This is a genomic window from Marilutibacter chinensis, from assembly GCF_021725675.1.
Lineage (GTDB): Bacteria > Pseudomonadota > Gammaproteobacteria > Xanthomonadales > Xanthomonadaceae > Marilutibacter > Marilutibacter chinensis.
Map to the genome: position 1 here is coordinate 38,040 of NZ_JAKJPO010000015.1, position 17,112 is coordinate 55,151.

15 protein-coding genes are annotated in these 17,112 nt (G+C 70.4%); 9 read left to right on the top strand and 6 right to left on the bottom strand.

Annotated features, from left to right (window positions below; all coding sequences use genetic code 11):
- The first annotated feature begins 59 nt into the window (after nucleotides 1-59).
- The 7 genes from L3V18_RS16310 (at nucleotide 60) to tkt (ending at nucleotide 9,785) form a co-directional block, all read left to right on the top strand.
- On the top strand, nucleotides 60-974 hold the full coding sequence (locus tag L3V18_RS16310) for a DUF58 domain-containing protein (RefSeq protein ID WP_237056316.1): 915 nt from the start codon (nucleotides 60-62) through the stop codon (nucleotides 972-974).
- Nucleotides 974-1,426: a DUF4381 family protein gene (locus L3V18_RS16315; RefSeq protein WP_237056317.1), complete on the top strand. Its 453-nt coding sequence runs from the start codon at nucleotides 974-976 to the stop codon at nucleotides 1,424-1,426. The genes L3V18_RS16310 and L3V18_RS16315 overlap by 1 nt, the downstream gene beginning before the upstream one ends.
- Nucleotides 1,427-1,428: 2 nt before the next feature.
- Nucleotides 1,429-2,460, top strand: coding sequence for a vWA domain-containing protein (locus L3V18_RS16320; RefSeq protein ID WP_425493552.1), 1,032 nt, complete (start codon nucleotides 1,429-1,431; stop codon nucleotides 2,458-2,460).
- On the top strand, nucleotides 2,457-4,298 hold the full coding sequence (locus L3V18_RS16325; RefSeq protein WP_237056319.1) for a tetratricopeptide repeat protein: 1,842 nt from the start codon (nucleotides 2,457-2,459) through the stop codon (nucleotides 4,296-4,298). Before L3V18_RS16320 ends, L3V18_RS16325 begins: the two co-directional genes overlap by 4 nt.
- An 8-nt stretch (nucleotides 4,299-4,306) precedes the next feature.
- Nucleotides 4,307-6,019: a BatD family protein gene (locus L3V18_RS16330; RefSeq protein ID WP_237056320.1), complete on the top strand. Its 1,713-nt coding sequence runs from the start codon at nucleotides 4,307-4,309 to the stop codon at nucleotides 6,017-6,019.
- 239 nt (nucleotides 6,020-6,258) lie between these two features.
- Nucleotides 6,259-7,566, top strand: coding sequence for a dicarboxylate/amino acid:cation symporter (locus L3V18_RS16335; RefSeq protein WP_237056322.1), 1,308 nt, complete (start codon nucleotides 6,259-6,261; stop codon nucleotides 7,564-7,566).
- Between the two features lie 212 nt (nucleotides 7,567-7,778).
- Nucleotides 7,779-9,785, top strand: a complete 2,007-nt coding sequence (tkt, locus tag L3V18_RS16340; protein WP_237056324.1) for a transketolase — start codon at nucleotides 7,779-7,781, stop codon at nucleotides 9,783-9,785.
- 57 nt (nucleotides 9,786-9,842) lie between these two features.
- Here the strand turns inward: tkt and L3V18_RS16345 are convergent, their stop codons facing one another.
- Together L3V18_RS16345 and L3V18_RS16350 are read right to left on the bottom strand one after the other, a co-directional pair.
- Entirely contained in the window at nucleotides 9,843-10,532 is a 690-nt protein-coding gene (locus L3V18_RS16345) for a hypothetical protein (protein WP_237056326.1), read from the bottom strand.
- A gap of 66 nt (nucleotides 10,533-10,598) precedes the next feature.
- Nucleotides 10,599-12,551: an acetyl-CoA hydrolase/transferase C-terminal domain-containing protein gene (locus L3V18_RS16350; RefSeq protein WP_237056328.1), complete on the bottom strand. Its 1,953-nt coding sequence runs from the start codon at nucleotides 12,549-12,551 to the stop codon at nucleotides 10,599-10,601.
- Nucleotides 12,552-12,670: 119 nt separating this feature from the next.
- Between L3V18_RS16350 and L3V18_RS16355 the strand changes: the two genes are divergently transcribed.
- The gene (locus tag L3V18_RS16355) at nucleotides 12,671-13,042 is read left to right on the top strand and encodes a BlaI/MecI/CopY family transcriptional regulator (protein ID WP_237056329.1); all 372 of its coding nucleotides are present in this window, start codon (nucleotides 12,671-12,673) and stop codon (nucleotides 13,040-13,042) included.
- Nucleotides 13,029-14,597: a TonB family protein gene (locus L3V18_RS16360; protein WP_237056331.1), complete on the top strand. Its 1,569-nt coding sequence runs from the start codon at nucleotides 13,029-13,031 to the stop codon at nucleotides 14,595-14,597. The genes L3V18_RS16355 and L3V18_RS16360 overlap by 14 nt, the downstream gene beginning before the upstream one ends.
- Before the next feature lie 43 nt (nucleotides 14,598-14,640).
- Here the strand turns inward: L3V18_RS16360 and L3V18_RS16365 are convergent, their stop codons facing one another.
- From L3V18_RS16365 to L3V18_RS16380, 4 genes are read right to left on the bottom strand one after another with little or no spacing between them, the layout of a single operon-like run.
- Nucleotides 14,641-15,390 carry a sulfite exporter TauE/SafE family protein gene (locus tag L3V18_RS16365; RefSeq protein ID WP_237056333.1) on the bottom strand — a complete coding sequence of 250 codons (750 nt, stop codon included), beginning with the start codon at nucleotides 15,388-15,390 and terminating at the stop codon, nucleotides 14,641-14,643.
- Nucleotides 15,387-15,794: a DUF6691 family protein gene (locus L3V18_RS16370; RefSeq protein ID WP_237056335.1), complete on the bottom strand. Its 408-nt coding sequence runs from the start codon at nucleotides 15,792-15,794 to the stop codon at nucleotides 15,387-15,389. Before L3V18_RS16370 ends, L3V18_RS16365 begins: the two co-directional genes overlap by 4 nt.
- Nucleotides 15,791-16,216, bottom strand: coding sequence for a YeeE/YedE family protein (locus tag L3V18_RS16375; protein ID WP_237056337.1), 426 nt, complete (start codon nucleotides 16,214-16,216; stop codon nucleotides 15,791-15,793). Before L3V18_RS16375 ends, L3V18_RS16370 begins: the two co-directional genes overlap by 4 nt.
- Before the next feature lie 11 nt (nucleotides 16,217-16,227).
- A complete protein-coding gene (locus L3V18_RS16380; protein WP_237056340.1) occupies nucleotides 16,228-17,094 on the bottom strand; it encodes an MBL fold metallo-hydrolase in 867 nt (288 codons plus the stop codon).
- Between the last annotated feature and the right edge of the window lie 18 nt (nucleotides 17,095-17,112).

Below are 17,112 nucleotides of genomic sequence, written 5' to 3' on the forward strand. Positions count from 1 at the left end.
TCTTGCCTCATCCGTGTTCATCCGCCTGATCCGCGGCATAGGGGTTTGACCGACACGCCATGACCGTTCACGACGAAAACGGCATCGAGCCGACGCTGACGGAACTGGTCGGCCTGCGCCGGCTCGCGGGTGCGCGCCGGCCGCCACGCCGCGGTCGGCATGGCATCCATGGGCCGGCGTTGTCGCCATTGCGCGGGCGCGGGATGGATTACGCGGAGTCGCGCGAGTACGTGGCCGGCGACGATGCGCGTCACATCGACTGGAGGCTGACCGCGAGGACCGGGCGGGCGCATACCAAACTGTTCCAGGCCGAGCGCGAGCGGCTGACCCTGATCGTCGGCGACACCGCGCCGTCGCTGTACTTCGGCACCCGGACCCGCTTCAAGTCGGTGCAGGCCGCGCGCGCGGGCGCGATCGCGGCCTGGGTGGCGGCCCGCGACGGCGACCGCATCGCCGCCCTGCGCGGCAGTCGCGGCGAGCCTCCGATCGCGCCGGCGGCCGGCACCCGTGGCGTGTTGCAGGTGCTGGACGGGCTGGTCCGCTGGTACCGGGCACCGCAGCAGGACGATCTGGGCCTGGACGTCGCCCTCGAGCACGCCGGGCGCCTGTTGCGGCCCGGCTCGCGGTTGGTGGTGCTGGCCGACGCCGCCAGCATCGCGGCGATCCCCGAGCGGCGATGGCCGGTGCTCGCGCAGCACCACGAGGTGATCGTGCTGATGCTGACCGACCCGTTCGAGACCGCACCGCCTGGCACACGCCTGCCACTGCGCGCCGCCGCCGATGCCGAACGGGTCGAACTCGATCTCGGATCGGCGGCCCAGCGTGCGCGGTGGCGCTCGGCCTTCGTCCAGCCGGTCGATGCGGCGCTGGCCAGCCTGCCCGCACGCGGGGTGCGCGCGACCACGCTGTCGACCGATGCGCCCAGCGACGCCTGGTTGCCGCTGCTGGGCCACGCGCGGCCGCTGGTGGCCTGATGCCGATCGCAATCGTCCTGCGCGACATCCATCAGCCACCGGCGCCTCCATGGTGGCCGCCGGCGCCGGGCTGGTGGCTTCTGGCCGGCCTCGCGCTGGCGATCGCCGCCGGCTTCGTGTTCTGGCGCCGGCAGCGGCGACGCAGGCGCGAGAAGATCGAGGCACTGTTCGAGCGCGCGCTCGCCGCGGCGGCATCGCCGGCGGACGAGGTCGCGGCGATGTCCGAACTGCTGCGCCGCGCCGCGCGTCGGCGCGATCCGCATGCGGACCGCCTCCAGGGCGATGCCTGGCGCGCGTTCCTCGACGAGGGCGCCGCGCAACCCCTGTTCGCCGGCGAGGCCGGCGATGTGCTGCTCGAAGGCGGCTACCGGCGTGAGCTCGACGCCGAGCGGGCGGCGATGCTGCGCCCGCTGGTGCGGATGCGTTTCCTGCAGTGGATGGGCGTGCGATGAGCATGGCGACCGCAATGCCCTGGCAGGCGTGGCCGGACCTGCAACTGGTCTGGCCGTGGTGGCTGCTGGCGCTGCCGCTGCCGTGGCTGGCGCTGTGGCTGCTGCCGGCCGTACGCAGCGGTGCGGCGGCGTTGCGTTTCCCTCATGAGGCGCGCCTGCGCGATATCGCCGGTAACGGTGCGCGGGCGCGGCCCCTTCGTGGTCCCGGTCCGCTGCTGTGGCTGGCCTGGGCCCTTCTGTGCGTGGCCGCGGCCCGTCCGCAGCAGCTCGGCGAGCCGGTGCAGCCGCCGCAGGCCGGGCGCGACCTGATGCTGGCACTGGACCTGTCGGGCAGCATGCAGGAACCGGACATGAGCCTGGGAGGGCGTCCGGTCGACCGCCTCACCGCCGCCAAGGCGGTCCTGGCCGACTTCCTCGACCGCCGCGCCGGCGACCGTGTCGGCCTGCTGGTGTTCGGTCGCCGCGCCTATGCGCTGACGCCGCTCACCCTGGATCGCGAATCGGTACGCCAGCAGTTGCAGGACAGCGTGGTCGGGCTGGCCGGCCAGGAAACCGCGATCGGCGATGCGATCGGCCTCGCGGTCAAGCGCCTGCGCGAAGAGTCGGGCGAAGAGCAGCGCGACGAAGACAAGGTGTTGATCCTGCTGACCGACGGCGTCAACACCGCGGGCCTGCTGGATCCGCGCAAGGCCGCCGAGCTGGCCCGCGACAACGGCGTGCGCGTGCATACGATCGCATTCGGTGGGGATGGCGTGATGTCGGTGTTCGGCTTCCAGCTGCCGATGCCGGGTGGCGGCGACGAGATCGACGAGGCGACGCTGCAGGCGATCGCCGAGGCGACCGGCGGACGCTTCTTCCGTGCCCGCGATACGGCGCAGCTGGCCGGCATCTATGCCGAGATCGATCGTCTGGAACCGGTCGAGCGGCCGGGGCCGGCCCTGCGTCCGCGCATCGAGCGCTATGTCTGGCCGCTGGCCGGTGCGTTCGCGCTGGCCCTGCTGTCCTTCCTGCTGGCAGGCTGGAGGCGCCGATGACGCTGCCCGACTTCTCCGCCCTCCATCTGTTGCGTCCCGACTGGCTGTGGGCCTTGTCGCTGCTGCCGGCACTGATGGCGATGTGGATGTTGCGGCGTCGTCGGACCGGTACGTGGCGCGAGGCCGTCGATCCGCACCTGCTGCCGCATCTGCTCGACGGCGGCGACCTGCCGCGCCGCCGCTGGAGCCAAGGCGCAGGCGTGCTGATCGCCGGGCTCGCCTATGGCGTGACGGTGCTGGCGCTGGCGGGGCCGAGCTGGCGCCAGGTCGAGCAGCCGCTGTGGCAGGGTCGGCAACCGCTGATGGTGGCGCTGGACCTGTCCTCGGCGACTCTCGCGGCCGATCCGCCGCCCACGCGGCTGGCGCAGGCGCAGGCCAAGCTCGCCACCCTGCTTGCTTCCCGCGACGGACCGGTGGGGTTGCTGGTGTTCGCCGACGACGCCTTCACCGTCGCTCCGATCACCGACGACGTGACCAACGTGGCCCTGTTCCTCGATGCGCTGTCGCCGGACATCATGCCGGTCGACAGTTCGCCGGCCGAAGGCCCACGCGCCGATCGCGCGATCGGGTCGGCGGTGCGGCTGATGGAGCAGGCCGGCTTCGAGCAGGGCCGGATCCTGCTGCTCGCGGGCGATGCCGATGCGCGCACCGTCGGCGCCGCCGCCGACGCGCATGCCGCCGGCTTCGAAGTCGAGGTGCTCGGTCTCGGCCGTAGCGGCGGGGTGACCTATCGCGACGTCGCGGGACGTGCCGCGCTCGCCCCTTTCGACGAGGAACTGCTGCGCCGGATCGCCGCCGCGGGCGGCGGCCGCTATGCGCGGTTGTCGGCCGGCGACGCCGACCTGCGCACCCTCGGCGTGTTCGAAAGCGGGGTGACCCATGCTGCCGCGAGCGGCGCGCAGGGCGGCAGCGCGCCGCTCGACGAAGGCTTCTGGCTGCTGCCGCCGCTGATGTTGCTGATGCTGCTGGCATTCCGCCGCGGTGCCGTGCTGGCGGTGCTGATGCTCGGGCTGTGGTTGCCGTCCGCCCCGGCCAAGGCCGCGGACTGGTGGCGGCGGGCCGATCAGGTCGAGCATCGGCGCCTGAGCGAAGCGACCGAGGCCTATCGAAGCGGCGACTATGCGGCCGCGGCCGAAGGCTACGCGAAGGTCGACAGCGCCGACGGTCAGTACAACCTGGGCAATGCGATGGCGAAGGCCGGCCGTTACCAGGAAGCGATCGACGCCTACGACCGCGCACTGCAGCTGCAGCCCGGCATGGAGGACGCGGTTGCCAACCGGGCGGCGGTCGAAGCGGCGATGAAGCGGCAGCCGCAGTCCGGCGACGAAAGCCAGCCGTCCGACAACGACGATGGATCGCAGGACTCCGACACGGGCGGCGAATCGCCGAAGCAGGGGCCGGCGGACCCGTCGCGGCAGCCGGACGCGGGCGATGCGCAGGGCCAGCCGACATCGCCACGAGACCAGGGAGATTCGCCCGAATCCGGATCGCAGGACGGCGCCGAGGAGGGCGAGGACGGACAGTCCGGGAACCCGCCGGCCGAGGCGCCCGACGCACAGGACGCGCAGGCGCAGCAGGCCGCCGACGAGGCCCAGCGCCAACGCATGCAGCAGGCGCTGGAGCAGGACGGGCGCGAGGGCGAGGAGGAACACGACGGACAGGCGTCCGGCCGTCGGGCACGCCCGGACGAAACGCCGGCCGAGCGCGAGCGCCGGATCGCCAACGAGGCCTGGCTGCGGCGGGTACCCGACGATCCGGGCGGGCTGCTGCGCGAGAAGTTCCGGATCGAGCACGAGCGCCGCCAGCGTCAGGGCGGCCTGGGAGAACCGAAGCCTTGAGACGTCCCGTGACGCCACCGAAGACCCGCGCGAGAGCCCTGTTGCCGTGGCTGCTTTGCACCGTGCTGCTGGCGACGGTCCTCGACGCCGCTGCCGCGACCCGCGCGTGGCTCGACCGCGATCGCATCGAGCTGGGCGAGACGGTCACGCTCAACGTCGAAACCGATGCGCTGACCGCATCGCCGGACTACGCGCCGCTGCGGGCGGATTTCGACGTCAGCGGCCACAGCAGCCGGCGCGGGATGGCGATGGGCTCGCAGGGCGGTGCCCGCAGCCTGTTCGCGGTCGCGCTGCGCCCGCGCCGCGACGGCGTGCTGACGGTGCCGTCGCTGCGGGTCGGCAACGAGCGCACCGCGCCGCTGTCGCTGGTGGTCGTCCCGACCGAGCAGCGCCCTCTGGCGGGCGCCGGCGAGGACGTCTTCATCGAGAGCGGGCCCGACCACGAGCGGCCCTATGTCCAGCAGTCGGTGGGCTGGGTCGTGCGCCTGTACGCGGCGGTACCGATCGTCACCGGCAGCCTCGACCAGCCGGCTCCGGATGGCGCCGCCTTCCAGCGGGTCGGCGACGACGCGCAGTATTCGCGGACGGTCGCAGGACGCCAGTACCAGGTGATCGAGCGTCGTTTCCTGCTGGTTCCGGAACGCAGCGGCGAACTGCGGGTGCCGGGCGCGACCTTCCAGGGGCGCGGCGCGGCCGGCTTCTTCGACGACATGTTCGGTGGCGGCCGCGGCGACACGCTGCAGGCGCGTGCCGACGCGCGCACCCTGGATGTGCAGGCGATCCCGGCCCAGGCGCCGCAGCCGTGGCTGCCATTGCACGACCTGCAGCTGCGCTATCGCGCCAATCCGTCGACGCTGCGGCAGGGCCATGCGGCGACGCTGGCGATCGAGGTGATCGCCGATGGCGCCACCGCCTCGCAGATGCCGGAGCTGGAACTGCCGCCGATCGATGGTGTCCAGGTGTTCGCCGAGCGGCCGCAGGTCGACGAGACCTTCGTCGACGGCCGTCCGCGGGTGAAGTCGACCCGCAGCTTCTCGCTGGTGCCCGACCGCAGCGGCGAGGTCCGGCTTTCCGGTGTCGAGATGGACTGGTGGGACGTGGGTACCGGCAAGGGGCGTTCGGCGACCTTGCCGCCGCTGCGCTGGACGGTGCAGGCCGGTACGGGCGCCTCTGCCGCGGCACTGGCGGAAGCGGTTCCGGCGGATGCAGGTGCCGTCGCGGGGCAGGTCGCGGCGCCGGCGTCCGGCGATGTCTCCGTGCCCGGTGCCCCGGCCGAGCGCAGCCGCCGCTACTGGGCGCTGGCGGCCGCGCTGTTCGCCGCGCTGTGGCTGCTGACGCTGCTGTGGGCGCTGCACCAGCGGACCTCCACGCGCAGGGCCGGGGCGGAGGATACGGACCGGCCCAATGGACGCGCGGGCACGACGAAGCCGACAGCCGAGGCGTTGCGCAAGGCGCTCGACACCGGCAGTTTCGATGACGTCGCCGATCTGCTGTGCGCGATGGCGACGCCGCCGGCGGGCAGCGTCGATGCCCTGGCGCACCGTCTCGACGATCCAGGCCAGCGTGCCGCGCTGGAGGCGATGCAGCGCGCGCGCTGGGCCGATGGCGATGGCCGCGAGGCGCGCGCGCGCCTGCGCGAAGCCTTCGCCGAAGGGCCGCGCTGGGTGGCGACCGCCGCACCGGCGGATGCGCCGCTGCCGCCGCTGTATCCGCCGGGATGACGACTATCGAATTGATCAGAGGTTTCCTGCCGGTGCAGGGCAAGAGAATCCAGCCGCGGATTACACGGATGAACGCGGATAGAACATTTTCGATTCCGCTTTTGCCTTATCCGTGTTCATCCGCGTGATCCGTGGCCAAGTCCCTTCGTTTCCCTGCAGCGGCTCGGGCCGCTTCGACATGACGAGGTCCGGCCCGGGCCGGTTTGCTAAGCTCGCCGGGTTCCGACGGAAGTGCGCCCATGACCGAAACCCGCAACACATCCGGCCTGTCCCTGCACACCCGCATGCTGATCGGCTTCATCGTCGGCGCCGGCGCCGGCATTGCCGCCAATGTCTTCGTCGGCCAGGCCGGCTGGCTGGACGGGCTGATCGCCTACGTCACCGACCCGGTCGGCCAGCTGTTCCTGCGCCTGCTGTTCATGCTGGTGATCCCGCTGGTGTTCTCGGCGCTGGTGCTGGGCGTGGTCGAGATCGGCGACGCCAAGTCACTGGGCCGCATCGGCGGCAAGACCCTGCTGTGGATCCTGGTGGTCACCGCGGTCGCGGTGACCATCGGCCTGGTCTGCGTGAACGTGCTGGAGCCCGGGCGTGGGCTGCCGCAGGATGTCGGCCAGGAACTGCTCGCCGCCGCCTCCGATCGCGCCACGGAGGTCGCTGGCAAGCGCGAGGGCGTGTCAGGCATCCAGATCCTGCTCAACATCGTGCCGCGCAACCCGGTCGCCGCCGCCGCCGACGGCGACCTGATCGCGGTGATGTTCTTCGCGCTGATGTTCGGCATCGCCGCGACCGTGATCCAGAGCGAGGGCACCCGCAGCTTCGTCTCCACCGTGCAGGGCGTCTACGACATCTGCCTGAAGCTGATCGGCTGGGTGATCGAGATGGCCCCCTACGCGGTCGCCGCGCTGCTGTTCTCGATCACCGCCAAGCTCGGCTTCGACGTGCTGGTCCAGCTCGCCCGCTACGTCGGCACCGTGGTGCTGGCGTTGGCGATCCATTTCTTCGTCGTGTTCCCGCTGTTGCTGCGGACTTTCGGCAGGATGTCGCCGCTGGCGTTCTTCCGCGGCGCCGAGCCGGCGCTGTTGACCGCGTTTTCGACCTCGTCATCCAGCGCGACCCTGCCGACCACGCTCAAGGTCACCGAGGAGAGCCTGGGCGTGCCGCGTCGGGTCGTGCGTTTCGTCTGCACGCTTGGCGCGACCGCCAACATGAACGGCACCGCACTGTTCGAAGGCATCACCGTGCTGTTCCTGGCGCAGTTCTTCGGCGTCGAGCTGAGCCTGGTGCAGCAGGTGATGATCCTGGTGCTGTGCATCCTCGGATCGATCGGCGCTGCCGGCGTGCCGGGCGGCTCGCTGCCGGTGATCGCGATGATCCTGGTGATGTTCAAGATCCCGCCCGAGGGCATCGGGCTGATCCTCGGCGTCGACCGTTTCCTCGACATGTGCCGGACCGTGGTCAATGTCGGTGGCGACATGGCCGGTTCGGTGGTGATCGGCCGCAGCGAGGCGGTCGCCGAGGCGCGCGCGGCCGCCCGCCAGCCGGGCTGAGGCGGCCGGAACGGCGTCGGCCGGCCCCTTCCGGCCATGGCTGAGGCGGCGATCGGCGTCCGGGGCGACATCGGCGCCGCCGGATGGGACAATGGCGCGCCCGCCGCCTCCATCGGCCCGGCCCCGGACGCCCGCGTCCCGGCCGCCGGCCTGCTTCGCGGGCGTCTCCGCCCGCCCTTTCCAAGCCCGCTTCCCAAGACTGCCCCGACGCCATGACGACGCCCAGCCGCCGCGATCTCGCGAACGCCATCCGATTCCTTGCCATCGACGCGGTCCAGGCCGCCAATTCAGGCCACCCCGGCATGCCGATGGGCATGGCCGACATCGCCGAAGTGCTGTGGAACGATTTCCATCGCCACAACCCCGGCAATCCGAAATGGACCAACCGCGACCGTTTCGTGCTGTCCAACGGCCATGGCTCGATGCTGCAGTACGCGCTTCTGCACCTGACCGGCTACGACCTGCCGATCGAGGAGCTGAAGAACTTCCGCCAACTCGGCAGCCGCACCCCGGGCCATCCCGAGAACCACATGACCCCGGGCGTGGAGACCACCACCGGTCCGCTCGGCCAGGGCATCGCCAACGCGGTGGGCATGGCGCTGGCCGAGAAGTTGCTCGCGCAGCGCTTCAACCGTCCGGGCTTCGACGTCGTGGACCATCGCACATGGGTGTTCCTCGGCGACGGCTGCCTGATGGAGGGGATCAGCCACGAGGTTGCGTCGCTGGCCGGAACCTGGGGCCTCGACAAGCTGATCGCGTTCTGGGACGACAACCACATCAGCATCGACGGCAACACCGAGGGCTGGTTCACCGATGACACCCCGGCGCGCTTCGAGGCCTATGGCTGGAACGTGATCCGCGGCGTCGACGGTCATGATGCCGGCGCGGTGAAGGCGGCGATCGAGGCCGCGCTCGCGTCGACCGGCAAACCCACCCTGGTCTGCTGTCGCACCACGATCGGTTTCGGCTCGCCGAACAAGGCCGGCAAGGAGTCCTGCCACGGCGCCGCGCTCGGTGCCGACGAGGTCAAGGCGACCCGCGAAGCGCTGCATTGGGAGCACGACGCCTTCGTGATTCCGCAGCCGATCAGCGATGCCTGGAACGCGAAGGCCGAGGGCCAGGCCCGCGAGGAGGCATGGAACGCGCTGTTCGCCGACTATGCCGCCGCCCACCCGGAGCTGGCCGCGGAGTACGAGCGCCGGATGCGTGCGGGGCTGCCGGCGACCTTCGCCGCCCAGGCCGACGCCTACATCGCCGGCCTGCAGGCAGACGGCCCGGTCGTCGCGTCGCGCAAGGCCTCGCAGATGGCGATCGAGGCGTTCGCGCCGCTGCTGCCGGAGCTGATCGGCGGTTCGGCCGATCTCGCCCACTCGAACCTGACCTTGTGGAAGGGCAGCAAGTCGGTGACCCTCGACCCCGCGCTGCCTGAAAGCCGGGACGCGAACTACGTCTACTACGGCGTGCGCGAGTTCGGCATGACCGCGATCAGCAACGGCCTGAGCCTGCATGGCGGCTTCATCCCGTACGATGCCACCTTCCTGGTGTTCAGCGACTACGCCCGTAACGCAGTGCGGATGAGCGCGCTGATGGGCGCGCACGCAATCCACGTCTATACCCACGATTCGATCGGCCTCGGCGAGGACGGCCCGACCCACCAGCCGGTCGAGCACCTGGCGTCGTTGCGCTACATCCCCGGCAACGACGTCTGGCGTCCATGCGACGCGGTCGAATCGGCGGTGGCGTGGAAGGCGGCGATCGTCCGCGCCGATGGGCCGAGCTGCCTGGTGTTCTCGCGCCAGAATCTCGACCACCAGCCGCGCAGCGATGCGCAGGTCGCCGACATCGCGCGCGGCGGCTACGTATTGAAAGATTCGGCGGGTGCGCCGGAAACGATCCTGATCGCGACCGGTTCCGAGGTCGCGCTGGCGATGCAGGCGGCGGAGAAGCTCGGCGATGGCGTGCGCGTCGTCTCGATGCCGTCGACCGAGGTGTTCGAGCGCCAGGATGCGGCCTACAAGGAGTCGGTACTGCCGAAAGCGTGCCGCAGGCGGGTCGCGATCGAGGCCGGCGTGTCCGGCTTCTGGCGCAAGTACGTCGGTCTGGACGGTGCGGTGGTCGGCATCGACACCTTCGGCGCCTCTGCGCCGATCAAGCCGTTGATGCAGCAGTTCGGCTTCACTGTCGATGACGTGGTCGAGGTCGCGAAGTCGCTGGGGTGATATCCCGCCCTTGCACACGAAAAAGGCGGCTTCGAGCCGCCTTTTTCGTCTCCGCGCTCAGCCGGAAGGCCGCGGCGTCTCGTGGCGCCTGAAATAGCGGTGATGCTTCATGTGGTCGCGCTGGCCGATCGCGAAATAGGCCTTGCCGCCGCGACGCCCGGTCTGCAGGCACGGCAGCTCGTGCTGGGCCTCGGGATTGTTGGTGTAGTAGTGCGGGATCTTGTCGATGAAGCGCGACAGCATCTGCGGGCCGCACTCGATCTCGCCGTACTTGTCGTAGCCGAAACGCGGGTGGCCGATGTTGAAGTCGTCCACGCAGACAACGCCGTTGTCGATCAGGGCCAGCTCACGTTCCAGCGGCCAGTCTTCGTACCAGTGCGCATCGAGGTAGTAGAGGGGGCAGCGGAACTCGTCCTTGAATTTCGCGATCAGCTCCGGCGAGTCGACCTTCTCCACGTACGTGTGCGGCATGAAGCCGACCCGGCGCCTGACGATGTCGACGTACTTGTCCATCACGTCGCAGGTGACGATGTTGAGATGCGGATAGGTGCGGGCGAGATACTCGGTGGTGTCGCCCATGTTGCTGCCGGTCTCGATGATCGCATCGCACTGGTAACGTTCGATCAGGAAGTCGAACTCCAGCGCGGTGGTGACGTCGAAGCCGAACGGTCCGCCGCCGTCGCTGAGCTCGCTCGCGGACAGGCGCATCGTGCGGTAGAAGTGCTTGTAGACGGTGTCGGCGGACATCCGGTGCGGGCTCCCCAGGGTGGAAGTGGCCAGTATAGGCAAAGGCCGGGGGGCTCCGCGGGTGGGTCACACCTGCGTGCGGTGCAGCGCGAGCGCGAGCAGCCGGGACTCGAGCCTCGCGGCCAGTCCGCGCGGCCGGTCCAGCGCCATCCGCTCCACGGCTTCGGCGTCCCGCGCGGGAGGCGCGAAGGTCGCGGCGAGCAGCGTGCGCAGCTTGCCGGTGCGGTTCGCGGTGGCGCTCTTCAGCCAGGCCAGGGCGCGGACCAGCCGCTGTTCGACTTCGGTGAAGTCGCTGCCGAGCGGAAAGTCGGGCAGGGTTCCGTCGTGGCGCAGCGGCGCCAGCTGCGCGCACAGCCATCCGGGCGTGTTGTCGCGCGCGCGCGCGGGCAGCGCGAAGCCGGGGGACAGCTTGCCGGCCCGCGTGGCGCTGCCCACCAGCGACTGCTGGAAGCGCGCATCGGCGATCCCGGCCATCGCCGCGATGCAGTCCTCGTCGGTCGCACCGCGGATGTCGGCGATGCCGTACTCGGTGATGTAGACGTCGCGCAGGTGCCGCGGGATCGTCGTATGGCCGTAGTTCCAGACCACGTTCGAACTCGTCCGCGCGCCGCTGCGGGTCGCGCGGAACATCAGCACCGAGCGCGCGTCCGGCAGCGCGTGCGCCATCGCGACGAAGTTGTACTGGCCGCCGACGCCCGAGACCACGCGGCCGTCCTCCAGCGCATCGGACACCGCCGCGCCGAGCGCGGTCGCCATCATGCAGCTGTTGAAGAAACGCGCGTCGCGGCGCTGCAGCCGCTCCAGCGTCTCGTTGCCGCCGTAGAGCTGGTTGACCGCGCTGACCGGGCGCATGCCGATGCCCCGTCGGGTGTCGTCGGGCAGCTCGCGCAACCACCGGTAGAACTCCGGCGAGCCGAGATAGAACGCGCCGTGCAGGTACTCGCCGTCGCGCTCGAGGCGGGCATGATCGTCGGCGGACAGGCGACCATCGGCGTCGCGCCGCATCAGTTCGACGTCGTCGACGACCTTGCGCCGGATCACGCCGACCTCGACCAGTCGGCGGAAGCCCTCGTTGATCATCTCGCTGCAACCGTACAGTCCGCGTTCGAACGGTCCAAGCGCTGGATCGTCGACGGACGTCGAGCCGAGCGCACGCAGCACCCGCCGATAGCCGGCATTGTCGGTATGCCGCAGCGCCAGCGCATGGCACAGCGCGTCGGCCAGCGCACCGATACCGATCTGCAGGGTGCCGCCGTCGACGACCAGGGTGCTCGCGTGGAAACCGATCGCGTATTCGACGTCGCCGACCGGCTGGCGCGGCAGGCCGAACAGCTTCGGGTGCGGCCCCGGCGGTTCGACGACGATGTCGAAGAAGTCCGCATCGACCGCGGCGCTGCCGTCCAGCCAGGGCAGCCCCGGATCGACTTCGGCGACCAGCAGCGGGCGCGGCAGCCCGCGCGCCTGTATCGCGGCCAGGGCGTCGAAGGTCAGATCGGTGTTGCACGACAGCGACAGCCGGGTGCCTCCGGGCTCGCGCGCGACCTTCTGCACGATCACGTTGAGTGCGCGGTCGGCCAACGCCCGTGCGACGTGGGTGTAGTTGAGGCTGGCGTAGCGGCGCTGCGCCTGGCTCGCGCCCAGCATCGCACCTGACTGCATGTAGAACTCCTCGACCTCGACATGCGCCGGCAACGCATTGCGTCCGAGTGCGTGTACATAGGCCAGGCGCGGAAAGTCGTCGCCGAAATGCCGCTTCACGAACGGGCCCAGAAACCGTCCTTCCAGGCCCTTGCCACCTGCCGCGGGAGGCTCAAGCGACAACGCGGTGTAGAGCCGCAGGGGGCGCGACGGCATGTCCTTCACCCGCGCATACAGGGCATTGAGCAGGCGGTGCGGCTTGCCCAGGCCCAGCGGCGCGCCGATCCGCAGGCTGCCGTCGACCCTTTCCAGGATCCGGTCGACCGCGGCGTCAAGCCCGGTGAGTTCGAGAGGGGTGGAAGTGCTGTCGTTCGCTGCCATCCGCCAAGCCTAGCGCGTGTGCGTGGAGACGGCGGGTGACGGCGCGCGCGGGCCCGGGCTTGACATCTTCGATTACAAGTGTAATTTTGTAATTGTTTACAGGTGTAAATGGTGAAGCGATGCGGATCAGCGATGCGGAATCGGTAGTGATGGATGTGCTCTGGCGGCGATCGCCGCTGGCTGCGGAGGACGTGGTCGAGGCGCTGGGCAACCGCCAGCAGTGGCAGGAGCCCACGATCAAGACCCTGCTCAACCGGTTGCTCAAGAAGGGGGCCATCGCGGCCGAGAAGGACGGCCGGCGTTACCTGTACTCACCGGTGCTGAAGCGGGAGGACTGGGTGCAGGGCGAGAGCGAGGGCCTGCTCGATCGCCTGTTCGACGGGCGCGTCGCGCCGCTGGTCGCGCACTTCAGCCGGCAGCGCAGGCTCAGCGCCAAGGACATCCGGGAGCTGCGGGCATTGCTGGAGGAGCTGGACGATGACCAGCGCTGAGCTGCTCGACCTGTTGCTGGAGACCACACTGGCGGGCAGTGCCGCGATCCTCGTCGTGCTGGCGTCGCGGCGCTACCTGCGCAGGATGTTCGGCCCAGGGTTGGCCCATGCCGCGTGGCTGCTGGTGCCTGCGGCCGTGCTTGCGGTGCTGCTGCCGGCTCCCGAGGCTGCGCCGTTGCCGGTCGCGACCCTGCACGCCATCCCCGCCGCCACCGCGGCCGTCACGGTGTTCCGCCCGGCCGTGAGTGCGGCGGACGGCGCTGCCGCCGTCTGGGGATTGGGAGTGCTGTTGGCCACGATGCGGCTGGCGATGCAGCAGCGTGGGTTCCTGCGCGGGCTCGGGACGCTGCAGCGTCGTCTGGACGGCAGCTGGCAGGCGAGCGCATGCGCCGGCCTGCCGGCGGTGGTCGGACTGCTGCGGCCGCGGATCGTGGTACCGGCCGATTTCGATAGCCGCTACACGAGTACGCAACGCGCGTTGATGCAGCTGCACGAGCGGACCCATATCCGTCGTGGCGATCTGCATGTCAACGCTGTCGTCGCGCTGCTGCGCTGCCTGTTCTGGTTCAACCCGCTGGTCCATGCCGCCGCCCGTCGCTTTCGCCACGACCAGGAGCTGGCCTGCGACGCCGCCGTGGTCGCGCGCTATCCGCATCGCCGTCGCGCCTATGGCGAGGCGATGCTTCATACCCAGCTGGCCGCTCAGCCGTTGCCGCTCGGCTGCCACTGGGGTTTCAGTCATCCACTCAGGGAGAGAATCGAGATGTTGAAGCTGACTCCGAAGTCAGGCCCGCGCATCGCGGCCGGTATCGTCGTGATCACCGCCCTTGCCGTCGCGACCGGCGCTGCGGCATGGGCCGCGCAGCCTGGGCGTGCCGCGTTGCAGGACAGCGGTTCGATCGCCGCAAAGGACGGGAACGCAGTCGATGGGCACGTGGTCGGCTTGAGCGTGCGCATCGACGATTCCAGACCGATGGCGTCGTCCGGGCGGTTCACGCCGGGCCGCGAGCAGGTGTTCGACTACGACCACGAGGGTCAACGCTGGGAGGTCGCGCTGACGATCACCCCGGCCGACGCCGGCACCTACACGGTCGCCACCCGGATCCTGCGCGACGGACAGCTGCAGGCGGCGCCGAACCTGGTGGTCAGGGAGGGCGAGGATGCCGGCATCACGGTCGGCGAACGCACCGACGACCGGCTGGTCAAGGGGCTGGAGCTGGGCCTGGTGGTGCGGCGTGCCGACGCGCAGGCGGTGGACGATACGCGCATCCAGAACCCTCCGGCCTATCCGGCTGCTGCAGCGGCCGGTGGCGTCGGCGGCAGCGTGGTGCTGCTGGTCGACGTCGACGCAGCCGGCAAGCCGACCCTGGTGCAGGTGGAACGGTCGGAGCCGGCGGGGGTGTTCGATGCCGCATCGATCGAAGCCGCATACAAGTGGCGATTCGATCCCGAGATCAGGAACGGCGAGGCGGTTCCTTCGCGGCTGCGTGTGCCGGTGCGCTTCGACCCGCCGGTGGCGGACGGTACGCCCGCGGACGGACCGGCTCCGGGCTGAACCTGCGGCCAGGCCGGCTCGAAGGACCGCGCTGCCGGCCTCCTCAGGCGAAGAACAGCTTGGCCGCCGCGATCAGCAGCACCAAGCCGAGCATGCGGCGGAGCATGTTGACCGGCAACCAGCGCAGGCCGAGCTGGGTGCCGATCAGCGCACCGACGGCGACCGCGCCCAGCCATAGCGGCAGTGCGGTCGGCAAGGTGCCGGTGGCGTGCAACAGTCCGGCCAACGCGGTCAGCGAATTGATCCAGACGAAGGCGACCGATGTACCGCTGGCCTCGCGGGTCGGCATCCAATGGGCGAACAGCAGCAGCGGGGTGAGGAAAATCGCGCCGCCGGTGCCGGTCAGTCCGGACAGCGTGCCGATGCCGGCGCCGACCAGCAGGCCGGGCAGCCACGGCACCCGCTGACCGGTGGTGGCGGCATCCTCCTCTTCGGCTCGGCCGGCATGACGGAACACGCCGACCGCGGCGACCAGCAGTACGATGCCCAGCAGGATCGAATAGCTTTCCTTCGGCAGCTTCACCTGCGCGGCGAGGAAGGCGGCGGGCGCGGAGGCCAGCACGAACGGCAGCACGTTGCGCCAGCGCACGTGCCCGTCGCGCCAGAAGCGCAGCAGGCCGATGCCGCCGACCAGCAGGTTCAGCGTCAGTGCGGTGGGGCGGATCTGCTCGGGCGCCAGGCCCAGCAGGGCCATCACCGCGATATAGCCGCTGGCGCCGGCATGGCCGACCGAGGAGTACAACGTGGCGACGCCCAGCAACAGCAGGGCGAGGATCAGTTCGGTTTCGCTCAAATCTGCGATGCCAGGGGGCGGGCCAGCCGCGAGCCTGCCAGCATCGCGGCCACGAATACAACCGCATCGATCGAGCCGTGGGCAAGGCCGGCCAGCGCCGGGCCGGGGCAGTAGCCGGCCAGCCCCCAGCCGATACCGAACAGCGCGCTGCCGCCGAGCAGGCGGAGGTCGATGCCGGCGACGGACAGCGGGTTGCCGCAGACCGCGTGATCGCGGTGGCGTACCCAGCGGTAGCCGGGCAGCGCCACCGCGAGTGCGCCGCCCATCACCAGCGCCAGCGACGCGTCCCATTGGCCGGCGAAGTCGAGGAAGTTCAGTACCTTGTCCGGATTGGTCATTCCGGACATCGCCAGTCCCAGGCCGAACAGCAGGCCGGCGATCGCCGCATGCGCCGCCCGCTTCAAGCCGGCATTCCGAACAGGTGGCGGACCACGAACACGGTGGCGGCGCCGGCCGTCATGAAGATCGCCACCGCCACCAGCGAGCGTCGCGACAGCCGCGCGAGTCCGCAGATGCCATGGCCGCTGGTGCAGCCGTTGCCGAGGCGGGTACCGAAGCCGACCAGCAGACCGCCCGCGATCAGCAGGGGCGGCGGAAAGCCGCTGCGTGGCGTCGCGCCGGTGAATGCGAACCACGCGCCCGCGCCCAGCACCAGTCCGATGAGGAACGCCAGCCGCCAGCCGCGTCCCTCGCCGGATTCGATCGCATTGTTGAGCACGCCGCTGACTCCTGCGATGCGGCCGAGTGCGGCCAGCAGCCAGGTCGCGGCGAGGCCGATCAACGCGCCGCCGGCGAGGGCGGAGACGGGGGTGAATTCGGTGGACATCGATCGGACTCTCAGAACTGGTCGAGGGGAAGTTTCAGGTATCGCACGCCGTTGCCCTCCGGCGCCGGCAGCTCGCCGGCACGGATGTTCACCTGGATCGCGGGCAGGATCAGGGTCGGCATCGCCAGGGTCCTGTCGCGCGCCTCGCGCAGGGTGACGAACGCGTCCTCGTCCAGGCCGGCGCCGACGTGGACGTTGTCGCGCTTCTCCGCGTCCAGGGTGGTCTCGCACGCGACCTCGCGGCCGCCGGGACCGTAGTCGTGGCAGACGAACACGCGGGTCTGCCCGGGCAGGGTGTCGAACAGGCGCCGGATCGAGCGGTACAGCGTGCGAGCGTCGCCGCCGGGGAAGTCGCAGCGGGCAGTGCCGCCGTCGGGCATGAACAGCGAGTCGCCGACGAACAGCGCATCGCCGATCAGGAAGGCATTGCTGTCGCTGGTGTGGCCGGGCACCGCGATCACCTGTGCGGCCAGCGGTCCGACCTCGAAGCGGTCGCCATCGGCGAACAGACGGTCGAACTGCGAGCCGTCGACCGGGAAGTGCTCGCCGAGATTGAAGATGGGACGGAAGGTCTTCTGCACCGTGCGGATGCCTTCGCCGATCGCCAGCGTCGCGTCCGGCCACCGCGACTTCAGCCAGTGACCGGCGCTGAGGTGGTCGGCGTGGGCGTGGGTCTCGAGGATCCAGCGTACGTCCAGGCTGCGTTCGCGGACGAAGTCGACCAGCGCCTGGGCGGACGTGGTCGAGGTGCGGCCCGCCTTGGGGTCGAAGTCCAGCACCGGGTCGATCACCGCGGCCGCGCGCGCGTCCGGCGCGTGGATGACGTAACTCCAGGTGTTGGTATCGGCATGGAAGAAGGGATGGACCTGCGGGGACATGGCGTTCTCTCCAATCCG

Excerpts from the sequence above, each read along its gene's own strand:
- L3V18_RS16310 (WP_237056316.1), top strand. The coding sequence starts at position 60 with ATGACCGTTCACGACGAAAACGGCATCGAGCCGACGCTGACGGAACTG.
- L3V18_RS16315 (WP_237056317.1), top strand. The coding sequence starts at position 974 with ATGCCGATCGCAATCGTCCTGCGCGACATCCATCAGCCACCGGCGCCT.
- L3V18_RS16320 (WP_425493552.1), top strand. The coding sequence starts at position 1,429 with ATGGCGACCGCAATGCCCTGGCAGGCGTGGCCGGACCTGCAACTGGTC.
- L3V18_RS16325 (WP_237056319.1), top strand. The coding sequence starts at position 2,457 with ATGACGCTGCCCGACTTCTCCGCCCTCCATCTGTTGCGTCCCGACTGG.
- L3V18_RS16335 (WP_237056322.1), top strand. The coding sequence starts at position 6,259 with ATGACCGAAACCCGCAACACATCCGGCCTGTCCCTGCACACCCGCATG.
- tkt (WP_237056324.1), top strand. The coding sequence starts at position 7,779 with ATGACGACGCCCAGCCGCCGCGATCTCGCGAACGCCATCCGATTCCTT.
- L3V18_RS16345 (WP_237056326.1), bottom strand. The coding sequence starts at position 10,532 with ATGTCCGCCGACACCGTCTACAAGCACTTCTACCGCACGATGCGCCTG.
- L3V18_RS16350 (WP_237056328.1), bottom strand. The coding sequence starts at position 12,551 with ATGGCAGCGAACGACAGCACTTCCACCCCTCTCGAACTCACCGGGCTT.
- L3V18_RS16355 (WP_237056329.1), top strand. The coding sequence starts at position 12,671 with ATGCGGATCAGCGATGCGGAATCGGTAGTGATGGATGTGCTCTGGCGG.
- L3V18_RS16360 (WP_237056331.1), top strand. The coding sequence starts at position 13,029 with ATGACCAGCGCTGAGCTGCTCGACCTGTTGCTGGAGACCACACTGGCG.
- L3V18_RS16375 (WP_237056337.1), bottom strand. The coding sequence starts at position 16,216 with ATGTCCACCGAATTCACCCCCGTCTCCGCCCTCGCCGGCGGCGCGTTG.
- L3V18_RS16380 (WP_237056340.1), bottom strand. The coding sequence starts at position 17,094 with ATGTCCCCGCAGGTCCATCCCTTCTTCCATGCCGATACCAACACCTGG.